This is a genomic window from Microvirga puerhi, assembly GCF_020089865.1.
GTDB classification, from domain to species: Bacteria; Pseudomonadota; Alphaproteobacteria; order Rhizobiales; family Beijerinckiaceae; genus Microvirga; species Microvirga puerhi.
The window spans coordinates 1-19,592 of the sequence record NZ_JAIRBM010000031.1; the positions used below are offsets into that span (position 1 = coordinate 1).

General features: G+C 59.8%; 19 protein-coding genes. 17 read left to right on the plus strand and 2 right to left on the minus strand.

Annotated elements, in window-relative coordinates; translation table 11 throughout:
* The 15 genes from K9B37_RS23760 to K9B37_RS23825 all read left to right on the plus strand — a co-directional run.
* Nucleotides 1–632: electron transfer flavoprotein subunit alpha/FixB family protein (locus tag K9B37_RS23760; protein WP_224316196.1), on the plus strand; the 632-nt coding region annotated here is incomplete at its 5' end.
* A gap of 156 nt (nucleotides 633–788) precedes the next feature.
* On the plus strand, nucleotides 789–1,838 hold the full coding sequence (locus K9B37_RS23765; protein ID WP_224316198.1) for an MBL fold metallo-hydrolase: 1,050 nt from the start codon (nucleotides 789–791) through the stop codon (nucleotides 1,836–1,838).
* 360 nt (nucleotides 1,839–2,198) lie between these two features.
* Nucleotides 2,199–3,095: an enoyl-CoA hydratase gene (locus tag K9B37_RS23770; RefSeq protein WP_224316200.1), complete on the plus strand. Its 897-nt coding sequence runs from the start codon at nucleotides 2,199–2,201 to the stop codon at nucleotides 3,093–3,095.
* Between the two features lie 39 nt (nucleotides 3,096–3,134).
* Nucleotides 3,135–4,298, plus strand: coding sequence for an acyl-CoA dehydrogenase family protein (locus K9B37_RS23775; RefSeq protein ID WP_224316202.1), 1,164 nt, complete (start codon nucleotides 3,135–3,137; stop codon nucleotides 4,296–4,298).
* An 8-nt stretch (nucleotides 4,299–4,306) separates the two neighbouring features.
* Entirely contained in the window at nucleotides 4,307–5,371 is a 1,065-nt protein-coding gene (locus K9B37_RS23780) for an acyl-CoA dehydrogenase family protein (protein WP_224316204.1), read from the plus strand.
* 80 nt (nucleotides 5,372–5,451) lie between these two features.
* Entirely contained in the window at nucleotides 5,452–6,057 is a 606-nt protein-coding gene (locus K9B37_RS23785) for a phenylacetic acid degradation protein PaaY (protein ID WP_224316206.1), read from the plus strand.
* Between the two features lie 132 nt (nucleotides 6,058–6,189).
* Nucleotides 6,190–7,104, plus strand: coding sequence for an MBL fold metallo-hydrolase (locus tag K9B37_RS23790; protein ID WP_224316208.1), 915 nt, complete (start codon nucleotides 6,190–6,192; stop codon nucleotides 7,102–7,104).
* A gap of 195 nt (nucleotides 7,105–7,299) precedes the next feature.
* Nucleotides 7,300–8,496, plus strand: coding sequence for an ABC transporter substrate-binding protein (locus K9B37_RS23795; RefSeq protein WP_224316210.1), 1,197 nt, complete (start codon nucleotides 7,300–7,302; stop codon nucleotides 8,494–8,496).
* Between the two features lie 62 nt (nucleotides 8,497–8,558).
* Nucleotides 8,559–8,843 carry a DUF1330 domain-containing protein gene (locus K9B37_RS23800; RefSeq protein WP_224316212.1) on the plus strand — a complete coding sequence of 95 codons (285 nt, stop codon included), beginning with the start codon at nucleotides 8,559–8,561 and terminating at the stop codon, nucleotides 8,841–8,843.
* 50 nt (nucleotides 8,844–8,893) lie between these two features.
* Nucleotides 8,894–9,664: an ABC transporter ATP-binding protein gene (locus K9B37_RS23805; RefSeq protein ID WP_224316214.1), complete on the plus strand. Its 771-nt coding sequence runs from the start codon at nucleotides 8,894–8,896 to the stop codon at nucleotides 9,662–9,664.
* The gene (locus tag K9B37_RS23810; protein ID WP_224316215.1) at nucleotides 9,657–10,376 is read left to right on the plus strand and encodes an ABC transporter ATP-binding protein; all 720 of its coding nucleotides are present in this window, start codon (nucleotides 9,657–9,659) and stop codon (nucleotides 10,374–10,376) included. Before K9B37_RS23805 ends, K9B37_RS23810 begins: the two co-directional genes overlap by 8 nt.
* A gap of 4 nt (nucleotides 10,377–10,380) precedes the next feature.
* Nucleotides 10,381–12,351 (plus strand): ABC transporter permease, encoded by a 1,971-nt coding sequence (locus tag K9B37_RS23815; protein WP_224316217.1) that lies wholly within the window; start codon nucleotides 10,381–10,383, stop codon nucleotides 12,349–12,351.
* A complete protein-coding gene (locus K9B37_RS23820; protein ID WP_224316219.1) occupies nucleotides 12,348–13,106 on the plus strand; it encodes an SDR family NAD(P)-dependent oxidoreductase in 759 nt (252 codons plus the stop codon). The genes K9B37_RS23815 and K9B37_RS23820 overlap by 4 nt, the downstream gene beginning before the upstream one ends.
* Entirely contained in the window at nucleotides 13,106–13,357 is a 252-nt protein-coding gene (locus K9B37_RS25030; protein WP_369414420.1) for an SDR family NAD(P)-dependent oxidoreductase, read from the plus strand. Before K9B37_RS23820 ends, K9B37_RS25030 begins: the two co-directional genes overlap by 1 nt.
* The gene (locus tag K9B37_RS23825; RefSeq protein ID WP_255616765.1) at nucleotides 13,249–13,887 is read left to right on the plus strand and encodes an SDR family NAD(P)-dependent oxidoreductase; all 639 of its coding nucleotides are present in this window, start codon (nucleotides 13,249–13,251) and stop codon (nucleotides 13,885–13,887) included. The genes K9B37_RS25030 and K9B37_RS23825 overlap by 109 nt, the downstream gene beginning before the upstream one ends.
* A 4-nt stretch (nucleotides 13,888–13,891) precedes the next feature.
* On the opposite strand, the gene K9B37_RS23830 is transcribed toward K9B37_RS23825, so the two are convergent.
* A complete protein-coding gene (locus K9B37_RS23830) occupies nucleotides 13,892–15,427 on the minus strand; it encodes a class I adenylate-forming enzyme family protein (RefSeq protein ID WP_224316221.1) in 1,536 nt (511 codons plus the stop codon).
* Between the two features lie 99 nt (nucleotides 15,428–15,526).
* Nucleotides 15,527–16,294: an SDR family NAD(P)-dependent oxidoreductase gene (locus K9B37_RS23835; protein ID WP_224316223.1), complete on the minus strand. Its 768-nt coding sequence runs from the start codon at nucleotides 16,292–16,294 to the stop codon at nucleotides 15,527–15,529.
* A 196-nt stretch (nucleotides 16,295–16,490) separates the two neighbouring features.
* Between K9B37_RS23835 and K9B37_RS23840 the strand changes: the two genes are divergently transcribed.
* Nucleotides 16,491–17,501, plus strand: a complete 1,011-nt coding sequence (locus tag K9B37_RS23840; RefSeq protein WP_224316225.1) for an NADPH:quinone oxidoreductase family protein — start codon at nucleotides 16,491–16,493, stop codon at nucleotides 17,499–17,501.
* A complete protein-coding gene (locus K9B37_RS23845) occupies nucleotides 17,498–19,591 on the plus strand; it encodes a 3-hydroxyacyl-CoA dehydrogenase NAD-binding domain-containing protein (protein ID WP_224316234.1) in 2,094 nt (697 codons plus the stop codon). Before K9B37_RS23840 ends, K9B37_RS23845 begins: the two co-directional genes overlap by 4 nt.
* The last annotated feature ends 1 nt before the right edge of the window (nucleotide 19,592 follow it).

Sequence of the window (19,592 nt, forward strand, 5' to 3'; positions counted from 1 at the left end):
TCGACGTGATGCAGGTCTCGGACATCACCAAGGTGGTCTCGCCCGATACCTTCGAGCGGCCGATCTATGCCGGCAACGCGATCCAGACGGTGCAGGCCACCGATGCCAAGACGGTGCTCACGGTGCGGACCGCGGCCTTTCCTGCGGCGGCTGAGGGTGGCTCTGCCCCCATCGAGGCGGTCGGCCCGGCCGACGATCCCGGCCTGTCGCGGTTCAAGGGCGCGGAGATCGCCCAGACCGACCGGCCGGAGCTGACCTCGGCGAAGATCATCATCTCGGGCGGGCGCTCGCTGGGCTCGGCGGAGAACTTCGCCAAGTATATCGCGCCGCTGGCCGATCAGCTCGGGGCGGCGATGGGGGCTTCGCGGGCGGCGGTGGATGCGGGCTATGCGCCGAACGACTGGCAGGTCGGCCAGACCGGCAAGGTGGTGGCGCCGGATCTTTACATTGCGGTGGGGATTTCAGGGGCCATTCAGCACCTGGCGGGTATGAAGGATTCCAAGGTGATCGTGGCGATCAACAAGGACGAGGAGGCACCGATCTTCCAGGTCGCCGATTATGGTATCGTCGGTGACCTCTTCCAAGTGCTTCCAGAACTAGGTGACGCTCTCTCAAGCACATCAACGCAGTGAGAAGGGGGAGAGGCCCATCTCAGATGGCAAGAGCGCGTCGAGGTAAGAACCCTGCCGCCAAGCAAAGATCCTGCACCTTGGTTTCGTGACTTGGGCCATGTTTGCTCCTCGTGCAGAACGAAAGATCCGCGCTAGTCAAGATTGGGAGCATTGGACGTGAAAACATCTCCGTCGCTCCGGGCAGGATCCGGCCTGACCTTTCCGTTCGCAGAGCCCCCTGCAACTGGCCAAGTGCGGCAGGTTGCGCCGGGAATCCTATGGACCCGCATTCCACTGCCGTTCCGCCTCGACCACGTCAACGTCTACCTGATTGAGGATGGGGATGGATGGGCCATCCTCGACACCGGCATTGCGGACGATCCGACGCGATCGGTTTGGCAGACCCTCCTGGCCGGCCCTTTGGCTGGCCAGCGGTTGACGCGCCTCATCGTTACTCATTTCCATCCCGACCACATAGGCCTCGCAGGCTGGTTGAGCCAGCGCTTCGACTTGCCTGTGCTGACGAGCCTCAGCAGCTATTTCGGCTGTCTCAATATGTCGCTCAGCCCCGAAGCAAGGGCGTCCAAGCCCTATCGCGACTTCTATCTCAGCCACGGCATGGCGCCCGAGACTGCGGATTTCGTTGTAACCCGAGGTCGCACGTATCCTCAGATGGTGACACCCCTGCCGCCAACATTCTCCCGGGTCGTCGCAGGAGAGGTCTTGACAATCGGTGGTCGTGACTTCGAGGTACGCTTTGGCGACGGCCATGCGCCCGATCAGCTCATGTTGTATTGCCCCGCTGATAACATCTTTTTCCCGGCGGATCAGGTTCTCGCCCGGATCACGCCCAATATCGGTGTCTCGGAGGTCGATCCCGATGGCAATCCGCTCGGCCTTTATCTTAGCTCACTGAATGTCATTATGAACTGGGTTCCTCCTGACGCTTTGGTTTTGCCGGGCCACGAGCTTCCTTTCCGTGGCTTGCATGCGCGCTGCCGCGAACTCGCAGAACATCATGAGGAGCGCTGCACTCGTATCGCAAACGCCTGTCGTATCAGGCCATACTCCATCGCCGACTTGGTGCCCGTTCTCTTCGCGCGTCCGCTTGATCCACATCAGCTGATCTTCGCCTTCAGCGAAGCCCATGCCCACGTGAACGCGATGGTGTATCGTGGTGAGCTGATGTGGATAGATGCCGAAGGAGGAAAAGTCCGTACCGGATGAGAAGATCGTCGCTTTCAGCGTGGGTGACAATCTTCGCGCGATAAAGCGACGAGCAGATTCCCAGTCTCGTCGGCCGTCGGCAGATCACGCTATACATCTGCGCAAGATTACGAACGTAGTCAGCCACCTGAACCTCGGGGCAGTGTAATCATGCTCCTAAGGAGCGGGACGAGGTAGTCATCTTCAAACCCATAGGGCGGGCTGTTCACATACGTTCTGAAAGAGGCAGTTGCAGAGGCTCACCACTACCGAAATGGCGGCGATCTGCGCCTCGCGGCCGTTAGTCCCTTCGGACGATTGCAGATCCGGCATGCGGGCTTAGCTTGCATCGCCCGGCACGAGCACTGGGGAAGGGCAGCCATGAGCGATCTTGTCGAACCGCGCAGAGCGGACATTACCTATGAGACGGCCGAGCCGGTCCGCTACGAGCAGGAAGGTCCCATCGCCTGGATCACCATGAACAGGCCGCAGTTCAACAATGCCCAAAACTCCCAGATGACCTATGCGCTGGACGACGCGTTTCGCCGCGCCGTCGACGACGATGCCGTCAAGGTTATCGTTCTGCGGGGAGAGGGCAAACATTTCTCGGCGGGGCACGATATCGGCACGCCAGGCCGGGACGTGAACAGGACGTTTGAGCGCCGCCTTCTTTTCTCCGACCACACCAACAAGCCTGCAGCCGAGATGCTCTATACGCGGGAGCACGAGGTATATCTGGGCATGTGCCGACGCTGGCGCGATCTCCCCAAACCGACCATCGCCCTTGTTCAGGGGGCCTGCATCGCGGGCGGATTGATGCTGGCATGGGTTTGCGATCTCATCATCGCGAGCGAGGATGCGTTCTTCCAGGATCCTGTCCTGCGCATGGGGATCCCGGGTGTCGAATACTTTGCTCACGCCTTTGAGCTTCCTCCTCGCGTGGCCAAAGAATTCATTCTGTTGGGTGAACGACTCGCTGCCTCGCGCGCGGAACAGTTCGGAATGGTCAACAAGGTCGTGCCTCGTACCGAACTGGAAGCTGCGGGACGGGTCATGGCGCAGCGCCTCGCGGAGCAGCCGCGCCTCGGCCTTTGGTTGACCAAGCAGGCCGTCAATCACGTGGAGGATCTGCGCGGCAAGCGGACGGCCATGGATGCTCATTACCACATGCACCATTTCGCGCATGCGCAAAACGATCTGACGACCGGCAACATGCTCGGCGGCCATGATGCCAAGAGCATGGCTGCGGCCAACAAAAAGCAGGCAGGAGCCGCCTGACAGAAGGAGCTCACGCGCCGTCGGCTGACAAGGACATCCATGAACCTGATCTATACCGAAGAGCAGAATGCCTTCCGACAGGAGGTGAGATCCTGGCTTGAGACGCATGTGCCGCGCCAGCCCTTGCCATCTTTCGATGCAAGCCGCGAGGGTTTCGAGGCGCACCGTGAGTGGGAGCGCGTTCTCAACGAAGGGCGCTGGGGCATGGTGACGTGGCCGGAGCGCTATGGCGGTCGTGGCCTCGACCTCATTCAATGGCTTATCTTCGAGGAGGAGTACTATCGTGCGGGCGCGCCGCTGCGCGTCAATCAGAACGGCATCTTCCTGCTCGGCCCCACGCTGATGGAGTACGGAACCCACGAGCAGAAGAGCCGCTTCCTCCCGAAGATGGCATCGGGTGACGAGATCTGGGCTCAGGCCTGGTCCGAACCGCAGGCGGGAAGCGATCTTGCTGCCGTGCGGGCCAGTGCCACCCGCGAGGGCGAGGAGTATGTTCTGCGTGGTCACAAGATCTGGTCGTCGCGGGCCGTTTTCGCCGATTGGGCTTTCGGCCTCTTCCGCACAGACCCAGGGTCCGAACGCCACAAGGGCCTCTCCTTGATCTTCTTTCCGCTCGATGCGCCAGGCGTTCGGGTTCAGGCCATTCCTCAGATCGATGGCGAGACGGGCTTCGCAGAAATCTTCCTGGAAGATGTGCGGGTACCAGTTTTCAACCGCCTAGGGGCGGAGGGTGAGGGCTGGAGCATCTGCATGGCGACGGCTGGCTTCGAGCGCGGCCTCATGCTGCGCAGTCCTGCGCGGTTCCAAGTGACGGCCCGGCGCCTCGTCGAGCTGTTCAAGAGGTGCGAGGCGGACGCCGACCCAGCCATGCGGGCTGCGGTTCTGAAAGCATGGATGGACACGGAGGCATATGCACTTTCGATCTATCACACGGCGTCCCGTCTCAATGTGGGCGGCAAAATCGGCGCAGAGGCGAGCACGAATAAGATCTTCTGGTCGGAGATGGACATCTCAATGCACAAGGCCGCCCTTTCACTTCTCGGCGTGAGAGCGGAATTGTCCAGACAAGCTTCCGAGGCTGAAGAAGCCGGACGGTGGCTCGACGGGTACTTCTTCTCTCTCGCGGGCCCCATCTATGCAGGTTCCAACGAGATTCAGCGCAACATCATCGCCGAGCGGTTGCTCGGCCTCCCACGGGCGTGAGCGGTCAAATGGACTTCCGTTTCTCCGACGAACAGGTCATGACCGCAGACGTGGTCCGCGCACTTCTGGCGGAGGTCTGCACTTCGCAGGATCTGCGCAGGCTTATGACCACGGGCAGCACACAGGACGAGACTCGCTGGAAAAAGCTCGGCGAACTCGGTCTCGCTGGCGTTCTCGTTCCGGAAGAGAGGGGCGGGCTCGGACTTGCGCCCGTCGATTTCGTGCAAGTTGCCGAAGCCTGCGGATACCGCTGCCTTCCCGAACCGCTCGTAGACAATATCGGCATCGCTCTGCCGCTCTTAGCTGCTTTTGCTGATCGGACGGGAGTCTCTCCTCATCTGGAGCGGGCTCTCGCGGGAGAAATCGCCGTCGCAGTCTCTCTTCCAATCAACCCTTACTTTGCCAACGCGGACAGAGCGTCGGTCGCCCTCGTTGTTCGGAGCGATGGTCTTCATTTGGCGGCGCTTTCCCCCGAGATGCTGACGATGCAGCCGAGCGCTGACCCGTTCCGGCGCCTCCATACCATCGCACTCGCTCCCGGCAGCGCGACGCGGATTGCGACTCCCGAGGAGGCGGCGGACCCTCTTCGACAGACATTGGACCGAGGAGCACTTTTCACGGCTGCTCAGCTCCTTGGTATGGCGCAGGGCTGCGTGGATCTGGCCGTCGGATACGCCAAAGAGCGGCAACAATTCGGCCGCCCGATTGGATCCTATCAAGCTATCAAGCATCACCTCGCCACCGTGCAAGTGAAGATCGAATTCGCGCGACCTGTCCTTTATGCCGCGGCGGTCGACCTCCCGCGCGACGATCTTCATTCTCGCGCCCGCGTCTCCCAGGCCAAGCTCGCCGCATCCGAGGCGGCGGATCTTGCTGCTCAGACCGCGATCCAGGTTCACGGTGCCATGGGCTATTCCTGGGAGGTGGACGTTCATCTCTACCTGAAGCGCATCATTGCGCTAACCCAGTCCTGGGGCAGTCCGTCATTCCATCGGGAACGCGTGGCGGAGCGCATCTTCAACGCACCGCTCGGACCTGAGACCACTTTCGCGAGAGAAGCTGACTGTGCCTGAGCCTCGTCATTCGATTTGGCAGGACGCATGGCGCCGGAAGCGCAGCCCAGGTCGATATCTCTATCGTCGAAAGGCCGATCATGCCCGTCTATGCCTTTGAGGGGATCATTCCCGTCGTTCATCCGACGACCTATCTCCATCCCACCGCAGTCCTCATTGGCGACGTGATCATCGGGCCGCGCTGCTACATTGGCCCAAACGCATCCCTGCGCGGTGATTTCGGACGGATCGTCATCGAGGGCGATTCGAGCGTTCAGGACAGCTGCACCCTTCATACCTCGGCCAGTTCCGACTGCATCGTCCGCCGAGGCGCCACCATCGGCCATGGAGCGATCCTACACGGCTGCGTCGTGGGCGAGAACGCCCTCATCGGCATGAACTCCGTCGTTCTGGACAATGCCGAGATCGGCGACGAGTCCCTCGTCGCAGCCTTGAGCCTCGTGAAATCCGATATGCGCGCGCCACAGCGTAGCCTCATCGCCGGTAATCCGGCAGCAGTTGTGAAGTCGATGGCTGAGGACGCCATCCGCTGGCGCAATGACGGGCAGGGGGAATATCAGAGGCTTGCGGACCGCTCCCGCACTCTTCTCATCGCGTGTGAGCCACTATCCGAGCCCGAGCCGGACCGCCGGCGAATCGGCGGCATAACGCGGCCCGTCCGCTTGAGCGTCGCCACCCGGTCATAGTCCGAGCTCGGCCAGAGGCGTGGTAACCTCTTTTTACACGTCTGACGCTCCTGACTCCGCCATCGGATGTAGAGCATTCTTCATGCTGTCGGAGGACCTGGCTCGCGCTGAACCTGACCGCGAGGGGATGACATGACACAGCCGAACTCTGACCGGGAAGATGAAACCCATCCAATTTATGGCGAAGCGGTTCCCATTGATCCTGACATCCTCAGGGTGACAGCTCACAACCCGGGCCCTTTCACTTTCTGGGGAACGAATACCTATATCGTCGGCACCGAGACTCTTGCTATCATCGATCCCGGTCCCGACGATGCCGAGCATCTCCAGCTTCTCCTTTTGATCATCGGTAGGAGACCGGTCAGCCATATCTTTGTGACCCATACACATCGCGATCATTCGGAGCTCGCAGCGGCCCTGAAGGCGGCCACCGGCGCGAAAATTGCGGCGCACGGCTCTCAGCCTCAGCTCCAGCCGGCCCGTGGGCGAGCCGGCAAGCTGCTCGATGCGGGCAGCAATTTCGCGTTTGCGCCAGACCTCGCCCTTCGTGACGGGGACGTCGTTGCCGGCGACGGATGGTCCATCGGGGCGATCCACACACCGGGCCATGCCTCCAACCACTTAGCCTTCAGCCTAGTGGGAAAGGATATCCTGTTTTCCGGCGATCATGTGATGGGATGGTCTACGACCATTGTCGCGCCACCGGACGGTTCGATGACGGACTACATCGCATCTCTCGGTAAGCTGCTTGACCGGGATGATACGATCTATCTCCCCGGCCATGGCGGGCGGATCATGCAGCCACTCGACCGTGTCCGCACGCTTCGCACCTATCGCCAGATGCGCGAAGCAATGATTCTGACGCGCGTCAGAGGCGGGGACCGGACCATTCCCGATATCGTGCGGGCCCTCTACCGTCGAGTCGATCCGGCTCTGCACGGTGCCGCAGGTCTGACGGTGTTCGCTCATCTCGAAAGTTTAATCGACCGTGGCCTCGTGACGACAGAGGGTCATGCGACGATGGACGGTCTATACGAGCCCGCCTAATCGACGATTTCTTCGAGCTTGTAGGCACTCTCCGACAGGCTGTCCGCGAATTGCCACTCGATCTGCGGCTGCGCGATAGAAGCACGAAGGCTTTAGTCTTTTTGGACGATGCCGCAGCCCAGCCTGACCTGCGAGCCTGACGCGATGGCCCTTATCCTGTCTCAAAGCAGGGAGAGGCCTCCCGGGAGGAAGATAATGAAAAGACTGTTGTTGGCGACATCGCTGATGCTGTCCACGGCGCTCACCGCGTCCGCACAGCAGGCGCCAAGCGTGAAGATCGCCGTTCTGAACGACCAAAGCACTTCCTTCTCCGCGCTGGGCGGCACGGAAGTCGTCGATGCCGTCAAACTCGCTATACAGGACTTTGGGGGCTCCGTCCTTGGGAAGCCGATCGAATTCGTATCGGCGGACCATCAGAACAAACCAGAAGTAGCACTCTCCATCGCACGGGAATGGCTTGAACGAGATAATGTGGACGCCATCGTCGATATCGCGAATTCGGCCATCGCCCTCAGCGTCAACAACTTGCTCGGACAGAACAAGAAAGTTGGTCTCTTCATCTCGCCGATTACGGATCGGCCGACCGAGGAAGATTGCAATGGGTATGGTGTTTCATGGGCCTATGACGCCTATTCCGTTGCGCGCTCCTCCGTGCGGGCGCAGCTTGATCGGGGTGGTGAAAGCTGGTTCATCATCTCGCCCGATTATGAGGCCGGAAAGGTTCTTGAGAGTACTGTGAAGACGGCCGTCGAGGAAGAGGGGGGCAAAGTTCTCAAGGCCATTCGCGCTCCTCTTGGCACGACCGATTTCTCCTCCTTCATTCTGCAGGCCCAATCCTCCGGCGCCAAAGTCGTTGCCCTCACCTTGAATGGACCGGAACTGGTGAACGCCCTCAAGCAGATCCAGGAATTCGGCCTCATTGATCAAGGGCAGCGGGTCGCGCTGACCGTGCTCCACCAGTCGGATGCGCGATCGATCGGCCTCGATGCCTTGAAAGGTATCCAATTCGCCTCGCCTTGGTACTGGAATACGGACGACGCGTCCAAGCGCTTCAAGGCGGAGATGATGAAAAAGACTGGCAATGCGCCAGGTTGGGTCGCTGCCGGCGCCTATTCCGCTACGACGAACTATCTGAATGCTGTCAAAGCCGTTGGCACGGATGATGCCGACAAGGTTCTGGCGAAGCTGCGTGAAACCAAGATCAATGACTTCTTCGCACACAATGCGACGCTTTGGCCGAACGGACGCCTGATCCACGACATGTACCTTCTGGAAGTGAACAAGCCTGGTGAGGGCGACAGGCAAGACGTGTTCAAGGTGCTGGCGACTGTACCGGCGGAGCAGGCGTTCCGTTCGCTCGACCAGAGCAAATGCAAGCTCGTCAAGAAGTGATCTTTTGAAACGGGCCGGCCGGATGCGCGGGCGGCCCGTTTTGCAGCACCGAGGAGCGTGCCTTGCCAGGCTATCTGATTTTCGAAATCGACATTACCGACCCGGCCGCCTATGCGCATTACCGAGATGTGGCGGGACCAATCCTCGCGGCCGGAGGCGGTCGCTTCGTCTTGTCGAGCGAAAACATCGAGCCGCTTGAAGGGGATTGGCTGCCAGCTTCGCTGTCCGTCGTCGAGTTCCCGAGTGCTGCGGTGGCCCGCGAGTTCTACTATTCCGACGATTATCAGAAGGTCATTGAGTTGCGGAAAATCTCCTCACGTGCTCGCGGGATTCTCCTCGCAACCTGACCCAGACCTTCGCTAGGCCTCGATGAGTTGGATAACATGGAGAGAGCGTTTTGCATAAGAACGCGCTACAGGATGATTACATCATTGAGGCGGAGGGGCTAACGAAAACCTTTTCCGGTTTCTCGGCTGTCCGTAACGTCAATTTGAAGGTTCGGCGCCATTCAATTCACGCTCTGATCGGGCCGAATGGAGCAGGAAAGACCACGACCTTCAACCTGATTACCAAGTTCTTGTCTCCAACGGCCGGATGCATCCGGTTCAACGGAGAGGACATCACGGCTCTCCGTCCGGCTGACGTCGCGCTCAAGGGAATCATCCGATCATTTCAGATTTCTGCCGTGTTTCCGCGGATGACAGTGGGTGAGAACGTTGAAATCGCCCTTCAGCGGCCGCTCGGATGCTCGTACCACTTTTGGCAATCGGAGCGCAGCTTGGGCAATCTTACGGAGCGGGTCGATCAGCTTCTCGACGCCGTCGGGCTTCTCGGCTATCGGAACCGGCCAGCCGCCGGGCTCTCCTATGGCCGCAAGCGCGCTCTCGAGATTGCGACGACGCTCGCGCTCGACCCCGAGATGATGCTCCTCGACGAGCCAATGTCTGGCCTCGGACACGAGGATGTCGAGCGGATCTCGGAGCTCATCCGCAAGGTCGCGGCACAGCGCACAATCCTCATGGTTGAGCACAACCTTTCGGTCGTTGCGGCGCTGTCGGACAACATCACTGTTCTCGCTGCAGGACAGGTTCTCTCAGAGGGACCTTATTCGGTCGTATCGCAGGATCCGCGAGTGGTGGAAGCTTATATCGGAAGCGTCGATGAGTAAGCTCGAGAACAACGGCGCCATTTTGACCGTGGCAGATCTCCATGCCTGGTATGGCGAGAGCAAGGCCCTGCATGGAATGAATTTCCATGTGAAGCCGGGTGAACTCGTGACGTTGTTGGGGCGCAACGGCGCAGGCAAGACCACCGCGCTCCGCAGCATCATGGGCCTTGTTCGCCGAAAGAGTGGAGCGATTCGCTTCGCCGACGAAGAACTGTCACACAGACCCGCTGAATTCATCGCTCGGAGAGGCATCGCCTATTGTCCGGAAGAGCGTGGAATCTTCGCGAGTTTGAGCGTCGGCGAGAATCTCGAGCTTCCCCCCGTGATTGCGACGGGCGGAATGCCAATTGACGAAATCTTTGCGCTCTTTCCCAACCTGAAGCGGCGCTGGTCCAGCCAGGGAACAAAGCTGTCGGGCGGCGAACAGCAGATGCTGGCAATTGCCCGAATCTTGCGCACGGGAGCGAAATTCCTGCTGCTAGACGAGCCGACCGAAGGCTTGGCACCCGTGATCGTGCAACAGATTGCCGCAGTGATCCAGCGGCTTAAGGAACAGGGCTACACGCTTCTCATGGTGGAGCAGAACTTCCGCTTCGCGGCAAAGCTCGCAGATCGATACTGCGTCGTCGAGCATGGCCGGGTCGTCGAAACTTTCCGGCGTGACGAACTCGACGCTGCAACCCACAAGATTGAAGTCTATCTCGGAGTATAGCGTCATGACCGATTTGCTTGGCGTTCCGCCGGCCCTGCTCTTCGGCCAGCTTCTCGTCGGCCTCATCAACGGCTCGTTCTACGCGATGATGAGCCTTGGAGTGGCGATCATTTTCGGCATGTTGCGCATCGGAAACTTCGTTCACGGCGCGCAATACATGCTGGGTGCATTCGGGGCTTGGTATCTATTGCGTCTACCGGAGCTGCTTCCAGGACTTGGCCTGCCCTCACTCGGATATTGGTGGGCATTCTTTATCGTGCCCGTTGTGGTCGGCATGATCGGTGCGCTCATGGAGCGCCTGTTCATTCGGCGCGTCTATGATCTCGAACATGCCTATGGGCTCCTGCTCACCGTCGGCCTCGCCATGGTGATTGAAGGCTTGTTCAATGTTGCTTATGGCGCGGCGGGACAGACCTATGGCGTCCCGGATGCTCTTAAGGGCGGTATCAACCTCGGCTTCATGTTTCTGCCGATCTATCGCGCCTGGGTCATCGGCGCCGCCCTGGTCATCTGCTTCGGAGCATGGTTCGTCATTGAGCGCACCAAGTTAGGGTCATACCTTCGTGCGGCGACCGAGAATCCCGACCTCGTCCGGGCTTTCGGGATCAACGTCCCCCGAATGCTGATGCTCACTTACGCCTTCGGCGTGGGGCTTGCTGGTCTCGCAGGTGTTATGGCAGCGCCGATCTATCAGGTCAGCCCGCAAATGGGGCAGAGCATTATCGTCACTATCTTCGCAGTCGTGGTGATCGGTGGCATGGGATCTATCTTCGGGGCGATCGTGAGTGGCTTGATGCTAGGCCTGATTGAAGGACTCACCAAGGTCTTCTATCCGGAAGCCTCGACGACTGTGATCTTCATCATCATGACCATTGTCCTCGTTTTCAGGCCAGCGGGCCTGTTCGGACGCGAGACAAGCAGCCACACGGTCGCGGATCTGTCATCGGGCCGTGTCGGCAGTATTCTCGAGAATAGTCGCCTGTGGCTATTGATTCTCGCCGTGATCGGCGCCGCGCTTCCATTCGTCGTCTATCCGATCTTCGGGATGAAGATTCTCTGCCTGGCTCTGTTCGCCTGCGCGTACAATCTTATCTTCGGGTACGTGGGACTCCTAGCCTTCGGTCATGCGGCTTTCTACGGAAGTGCCGCCTATGTCACGGCTCATGCGGCTACAGCCTGGGGCCTGCCGCCGGAGATCAGCATTTTCCTGGGCATCTGTGTTTCGACCATGATCGGTGCTCTCTTCGGATGGCTCGCCATTCGGCGGCAGGGTCTCTATTTTGCGATGATCACCCTGGCGCTCGCGCAGATTGTGTATTTCTATGCCGTGCAGTCTGGCTGGACGCATGGCGAGGACGGCATTCAATCCGTTCCACGTGGGAGGCTGTTCGGGTTTATCGATCTGAACAATTCGCTCAATATGTATTACGTGACCCTTGCGGTTTTCCTGGCCGGATTCGCCTTCGTCAACCGGATCGTCCGCTCGCCCTTCGGACGAACTTTGAAATCGATCCGGGAAAACGAGCCGCGTGCGATTTCACTCGGGTATCACGCTGATCGATTCAAACTTATTGCGTTCATTCTTTCGGCGATGCTGTCCGGTGTAGCGGGATCAATGAAAGCCATCATATTCCAACTTGCGTCCCTCGCTGACGTCTTTTTTATGACCTCGGCCGATGTGCTCCTAATGACGCTCATTGGAGGCGTCGGGACGATGCTGGGTCCAGTGGTCGGTGCGACGATCGTTGCCGTCCTGCAGCGCGAGTTCGCCTCCTTCGGAGCCTGGGTTGTCGCCATGCAGGGAGCGATCTTCGTCCTGTGCGTCCTTTTCCTGCGCAAGGGCGTGATCGGAACCTTGGAGGAGTTCCTGTCAAACCGCGAGGAGCGCAGGCATTCGGCCTTGGACGAAATCAAGCCGATGGACAGGTCGCCGCTTTCCCAGACTGCTGAAGCAGATGCTGGAGGTGTGCGATGACCTCGGCGCTTCTCATCGGAATGGGGCCGGGGCTGGGCCGATCTCTTGTGCGAACCTTTGCTCTCGATGGCCACAAAGTTTCCTTTGTTGGCCGGCGCGCGGAGGAGATCGCAAGGCATCAGGCTGATCTTCGCGCGGAGGGGTTGGACGTCACCGGTTATGCAGGCGACGCGGGAGAGCCCGAGGTGATGGATCGCATCCATGGGGAGGTCGCGCAAAAGAACGGACCGCCCGACGTGTTGATCTACAATGCGGCCGTCATCGAGCCCTCTCGTTTTGTCACGTGCTCCGGGATGGGGGAGGTGAAGTACGGGACAGCGCCCGGTTGGGCGTCCCTTGGGGAGCCGGCGACGCGTGAGTATGTCCTGAAAACACTCAACACCAATGTTGTGGGAGCCCTCCATGCGGTCCAGTCCGTCGCCCCGGCCATGATCGAGCGCGGCGCAGGTACAATTCTTCTCACGGGCGGTGTCCTAGCATTTGGCCCCTGGCTTGAATGGGGACCGACCTCGCTGGGCAAGGCGGCGCTACGCAGCCTCGGTCTGTCCCTCGACAAGGAACTGAGGCCCGCCGGAATTCATGTCTGTACCATCGCCATCCACGGAACGATGCAAGCCGGCACACTCTATGATCATGATCTCGTCGCGCAAGCCTATCTCGGGCTTCATCACATGGTCCCGGAGGAATGGCGACCCGAGTTCCACTTCCGCCCCGATGACGCGGGCGCGGACCCTGATTCTCCGGAGGCGAGATGATGCCTCAACTGAGGCTCGATGGGCGAAAGGCTCTCATCACAGGCGGAGCCGGCGGGATCGGTGAGGCAGCGGCGAAGCTCCTCCATGAATTGGGCGCGGACGTCGTCATTGCCGATGTTGACCAGGGAAGGCCGCGGGCGCAATGGCTCGAATCGGTGCGAAGGCTGTCGCTGTTGGCGATGTGTCGGATCATCGGGACAGCGAGCGGATGGTGGCAGAGGCCGTCAAGGCTCTCGGCGGCCTTGACCTAGCCTTCAACGCGGCCGGAATTGGCGACGATCTCGTTCCAGTTCATGCGCAGAGTCCGGAACGATGGCAACGCATCGTCGACGTCAACCTGAGGGGAACCTACCTTATGTGCCGGGCAGCGGCACAGGTGATGCTTGAAGCGAGGACAGGTGGATCGATCGTCAATGTGTCGTCGATTGTTGGCCTCGGCGGTTTTCCCAGGCGTTCAGCCTATGCTGCCGCGAAGGCGGGAATCATCCATCTCACCCGCACACTGGCCTGCGAATGGGGGTCTACGGGAATCCGCGTCAACTGCATTGCTCCCGCGTACATGCTCACCCCCATGGTACAGGCACTCCTTGAGCGCAAGGCTTTCGATCAGGCTGTCCTGGAGAGGAGGACCCCGCTTGGGCGCTTCGCTCGGACGGAGGAAATGGCCACGACGGTAGCTTTCCTTCTCTCTGACTGGGCTTCGTACGTCACGGGAACCGTAGTGCCGGTTGATGGGGGGTGGAGCGCCTTTGGCGCTGCAGGAGATGCAGCCCCAGTATGAGCCGTCACCGCCGGCGATAAGCATCCAGCCGGTTCTCATGAAGTGCTGCCACGAGTTCGCGCTTGCGGATCTTCGCCGCTTCGATGGGCATATCGTCGATGAAGTGAATGGCACGCGGCACCTTATAGGCTGCGAGATGTTCCCGGCAATAGAGCGCGATATCTGCCTCATCAGCCGTCTGGTCGAATGATCTGACGACGACGGCCACAGGGATTTCACCCTTGCTGTCGTCTCGGATTCCAACCACGGCGCACATCGCGACGGCCGGATGTTGATAGAGCAGAGTCTCTATTTCCAGCGGATAGATGTTATGACCGCCGGTGATGATCACATCCTTCTTGCGGTCGACAATGAAGAGATATCCGTCTTCGTCCAGGTAACCGAGATCGCCCGATTTCCAGCCGCCTCCGGAGAAAGCCTCCTGGGTTGCCTTTTCGTCCTGCCAATAGCCTTTGGCGATGCAGTCGCCTTCGATAATGACCTCGCCGATTTCGCCCTGCGGAAGGCTCCGGCCTTCGTCGTTGACGATAGAAATGCGCGAACTCCCCACGGGAAGCCCGGCCGATCCCGGCTTTCGGACGCCGATCGTCGGTTCCATGACGCTTTGGCCTGAACTTTCTGTCGATCCATAAACCTGAGTGACCCGCGCGCCGCTCAGTTCTTCGAACCGGCGGATCACCGGTTGCGGCACGGGTGAGCCGCCGGTGGTGCAAACCCGCAGCGACGAAATGTCGTGACGGGCAGGATCGAAGGCATTGACGATGTAGACATACATCGTGGGCGTACCGCCGAAATAAGTGGCTCGGTATTGCGCGATGTCGGTGAGGACTCTCTCTGTGTCCCAGCGTTCATGAAGGACAATGGTGCCGCCGGTATAGAGGCAGAGGTTGAGAGTTACGGTGAGGCCGAAATTCGTGAAAAGCGGCACCGCACACAGATAGGTCTCTGTCCCGAAGCGGGTTCGGTGGGATACCATCATGTCCCGAAGGGTCGAGCACTGGTTGAAATGGGTCTGCGCTGTTCCCTTGGGAGTTCCAGTGGTTCCCGAGGTGAAGAAGAGAGCTGCGACATCGTCCATTGCGCAAGTCGCGTCAGCGAATGTCTCCGGCGCTGAAGCGATCAAGACTTCGAGATCATTCTCAGATCCATCTCCCGAGGCGACGAAGGTGCGTAGAGAAGGAAACTCGTCCTTAATTTCGGAAAAATAGGGCCAGGTCGTCGCGTCGGCGACAAGGGCTGCCATTCCTGCTTGGTTGACGATTTTCCTCAATTCGCTGTGGCGAAACATGGCACTGACCGGCGCGGGGATCGCACCAAGGCGCTGGCAGGCCCAGAAGCCGATTGCCATGAGAGGCGTGCTCGGGAGATAGAGCCCAACCCGGTCGCCTTGTTTGATCCCTTGGGAGGCTAGGACGTTCGCAAGCCGCGCCGTGCGCATGGAGAACTCGGAATAAGTTAAGCGTTCCTGGTCCGTCACGATGAAGGCGCGATCCGCGAGGAGGCGCGCGTTACGCGCGAGCATCTGGCTCAGGATTTCCATCAGAGATATCCACTATCAGGCGTTCTGGAGATTGTTTTCGAGCATGAAGATGTGCCGGCCGCAAGCTTGCATCGTCTCAAGGGACTAGGCGCGGTCTCGTCAAGAGATCAGGATCCCGCTGTCCACGGGCAGCTTTTGTCCAGTAAGGCGGCGTGACTCGTCGGAAGCGAGGTAGAGCGCGGCATAAGCTACGTCGAGGGGATCGGCGATGCCGAGGAGATACGCATCCCACTGAGCCTTCAAATGCGGCTCGCGCTCGTAGAAGCCGAGGACACGGTCCGTGCCAACCGCGCCCGGGATTACCGTGTTCACGCGGATCCTGTCCTTGGCGAATTCCACCGCCATGGAACGGGTGAGCGCGACCACTCCACCCTTCGCCGCCGTATAAGCATCGCGGTTTGGGATTCCCATCTCCGCGACGATGGAGGCGGAATTGATGATCGCTCCCCCACCAGAACGACGCATCAAGGGGATGGCATGCCGACAGCAGAGCCAGGTGCCGAAAAGATCGAGCTTCAGGCAGCGCCAGAATTCCTCGTACGGCGCCTCGGTGACGGGACCATCGGCTGAGGTCGATCCACCCGCATTATTGTAGAGGATGTCTAGGCGGCCGAAACGTTCTTCCACGCTCAAGAAGGACGCGGCTACGCTATCCGGATTCGTCACATCGGTCGGAATGAAAACAGCAGTCTGTCCAGCGTCGGTGATCTCGCGCGCAATCATCTCACCCTTCACACTGTTGCGTCCCGCGATCACGACCGATGCCCCCTCCTTCGCGAAAAGGCGCGCAGCGACCTCGCCGATCCCGCCCGTGGCCCCAGTGATGAGTGCGATCTTGCCTGCCAAACGACCTGACACCTGATCCACGCTGACCTCCCTGATATGACAGGCAGACTTGCGTATGGGGCAACTGAATCAACGTCCAAAGAGACTATCCGGGACGAAACTCGGGTGGACAGTTCCGTTAGTCTCATTGGACGATGTTGGCTTGAGCCATATGGGGCAATTCCTAGAGCTGTCAGAGCTATTTCAGGGCGACGGTAAGAGGGATCGGCCTTTCACGATGAGAGCAGTTCTTTGCAGGGAGTTCGGGCCGCGTGCCGAACTGCGGATCGAGGAAGTCGCCGCGCCGATTCCACGTGAGGATGAGGTCTTGATCACGGTCGAGGCCTGCGGCGTGAACTTCTTTGATGGATTGGTCGTCGAAGGCAAATATCAAACACGGCCCGATCGTCCCTTTTCGCCCGGAAGCGAAGTTGCTGGTGTAGTGACGGCCGTGGGTCAGCATGTGACGACGATCACCAAGGGAATGCGCGTTCTCGGCTTTGCCGGCTTCGGAGGATATGCGGAGCAGGCAGTCGTTCCCGCCCCGCACGTCTTCCCGATTCCGGATGAAATGAGTTTCGTGGAAGCTGCCGGCTTCCTGATTACATACGGGACGTCACATCACGCCCTAAAGGACAGGGCGCAAATCGCGCCTGGCGAAACCCTTCTCGTTCTCGGTGCTGCGGGCGGGGTCGGGCTGACGGCAGTCGAACTCGGAAAGTGCATGGGGGCCCGCGTCATCGCTGCCGCTTCCACCGACGAGAAACTTGCCCTTTGTCGCGCTTACGGAGCAGACGAAACAATCAATTATTCCAGCGAAGATCTGCGCCAAAGGGTGAAGGACATTACCGATGGACGCGGCGTGGACGTGATCTACGACCCTGTGGGTGGACCGATGACGGAAACCGCCCTACGCAGTCTTGCCCTGTTCGGGCGACACCTTGTCATCGGATTCGCGGCGGGCGAAATCCCGAAAGTTCCACTGAACCTTCTCTTGCTCAAGCAGAGTTCTCTCATCGGCGTCTTCTGGGGAGCTCATGCCCGCGCGACCCCCTCCAAGAACGCGGGCAACATCGCGGAGCTTCTCCGGTGGTTCGCGGAGGGAAAGCTCAAGCCGCATATTTTTGCGTCCTATCCGATCGACCATTTCAGCGAGGCCCTCGATCTCGTGATGGAAAGGACGGTGCAGGGAAAGGTCGTTCTCACAACCGCCAATGATCGTATCCATAAGGACAAAGTTTCGGAATGACTGAGCTCCTCACGCAGACGGTATCGATCGCGGTGCATGGCGACATTCTGGTCGCGACGACCGACAATCCGCCCGTCAACGCTCTGTCACACTCCGTTCGTGCGGGGCTGGGCGACGCTATCGCCACCTTCGAGTCGAACGATTCCGTGCGGGCAATGATCCTCATCTGCGCCGGCAGGACGTTTTTTGCTGGAGCGGATATTCGCGAATTCGGAAAGCCGATGCACGATCCTCTGCTCGGCGAGATCATCGCGCGCCTCGACGGTTGTTCCAAGCCAATCATTGCAGCAATCCATGGAACGGCACTCGGGGGAGGCCTCGAGGTGGCTCTTGCGTGCAGCTATCGGGTCGCCGCTCCGGCGGCCAAGTTCGGCTTGCCCGAGGTCAAGCTCGGGATCTTGCCCGGTGCCGGCGGAAGTCTCCGACTACCGCGTCTGATCGGTGTGGAAGCCGCTCTCTCCATGATCAGCGAGGGACGGCAGGTCTCGGCTGCTGAGGCCATCCGTAATGGCTTGATTGATGCCATTTTCGAAGGTGACCTCAAGGACGAAGCAATCGGTTTCGCGCGGCGCATCATCGACGCTGGAGCGCATATTCGCCGCGCGAGCGATCTCTTTATCCCGTCGTACGATCCGGCTCTGTTCGAGGCGGCTCGCGCCTCCATGAGGAAAAAGTTCCGCGGTTTCGTCGCACCCCAGAAAGCCGTCGACCTCGTCGAGATGGCTGCGAGGATGCCTTTCGCCGAAGCTTGCGAGCCCGAATATGCGACCTGCAAGGAGCTTCTCGGGTCGCCTCAATCCAAGGCTCTGCGTCACATGTTCGTAGCGGAGCGTGAAGCGCTCAAGATCGGTGGAGTGTCGACCGACGTGGTGCCACGCGATGTCCGTAAGGTTGCAGTCGTGGGTCCTGGAACCATGGGCCGGGGCATCACCGTCTGTCTCCTCGATGCCGGACTTTCCGTGGTTTTAATCGGGCTCTCGGACGAGGGTCTGAGTAAGGCACAGAATGCGATTGCGAAGATCTACGACAGCGCTCTCAAGCGCGGCTCTCTATCTGCGGATGAGATGGAGCGCCGCCTGAGCCGGCTCACGCTGACGCAATCCTACAACGGTCTTGCCGATGTGGACCTTGCTATCGAGGCGGTCACGGAAGATATCGCCGTCAAGGCGGAGGTATTCCGCAAACTGGACAACGCCCTTCGGGACGATGCCATCGTCGCCACCAATACCTCGTTCCTGGATATCGACGAACTGGCACGCGCGAGCCGTAGGCCTCAGAACGTGGCCGGCATGCATTTCTTCAATCCAGCTCACGTGATGAAGCTCGTGGAGAACGTACGCGCCTCGCATTCGACTCCCGACGTTCTTGCGACGATCACCACTCTCGCCCGTAAACTTGGCAAGATGCCCGTTATGGTAGGACGATCCGAAGGATTTGTTGCGAACCGCATGCTCTCCAAACGCACGCGCGAGGCGCAATTCCTCCTGGAGGAGGGGGCAACGCCAGCGCAGATCGATCGGGTCTTGAGTGGCTTCGGTTTTCCTATAGGTCCCTTCGCTCTCGCCGATCTCGCAGGTATGGATATCATGGCGGCTGCGCGCGCAACGCGTCTGCCGCGTATGAGCGAACGGGAAAAGCGCTGCAACATTGTCGACAGGCTCGTCGCCGCAGGACGGCTCGGGCAGAAAACCGGGGCGGGCTATTACCGCTACGACGCGAAGCGCACGGCATCGCTGGATCCGGAAGTGGATGCAATCATCGAGTCTCATCGTCGGGACAACGGCATCGTTGCGCGTGTGATCACAGACGAAGAGATCCTGGAGCGTTGCCTCTACGCAATGATCAACGAGGCCGCAAAGATCCTCGAAGAAGGCGCAGCCGCACGGCCCGGTGATATCGACGTGATTTGGACCAACGGATTTGGATTCCCAACCTACCTCGGTGGGCCGATGTTCCACGCGGATCGGATCGGAGTCCGGACGATCAAGGCCGCGCTCGACCATTACAGTACTCTGGTTGGACGAGAATACTTCCAGCCCACTGCTCTCATCGAGCGACTCGCTACCGAAGGGAAGGGCTTCTACGGCTGAT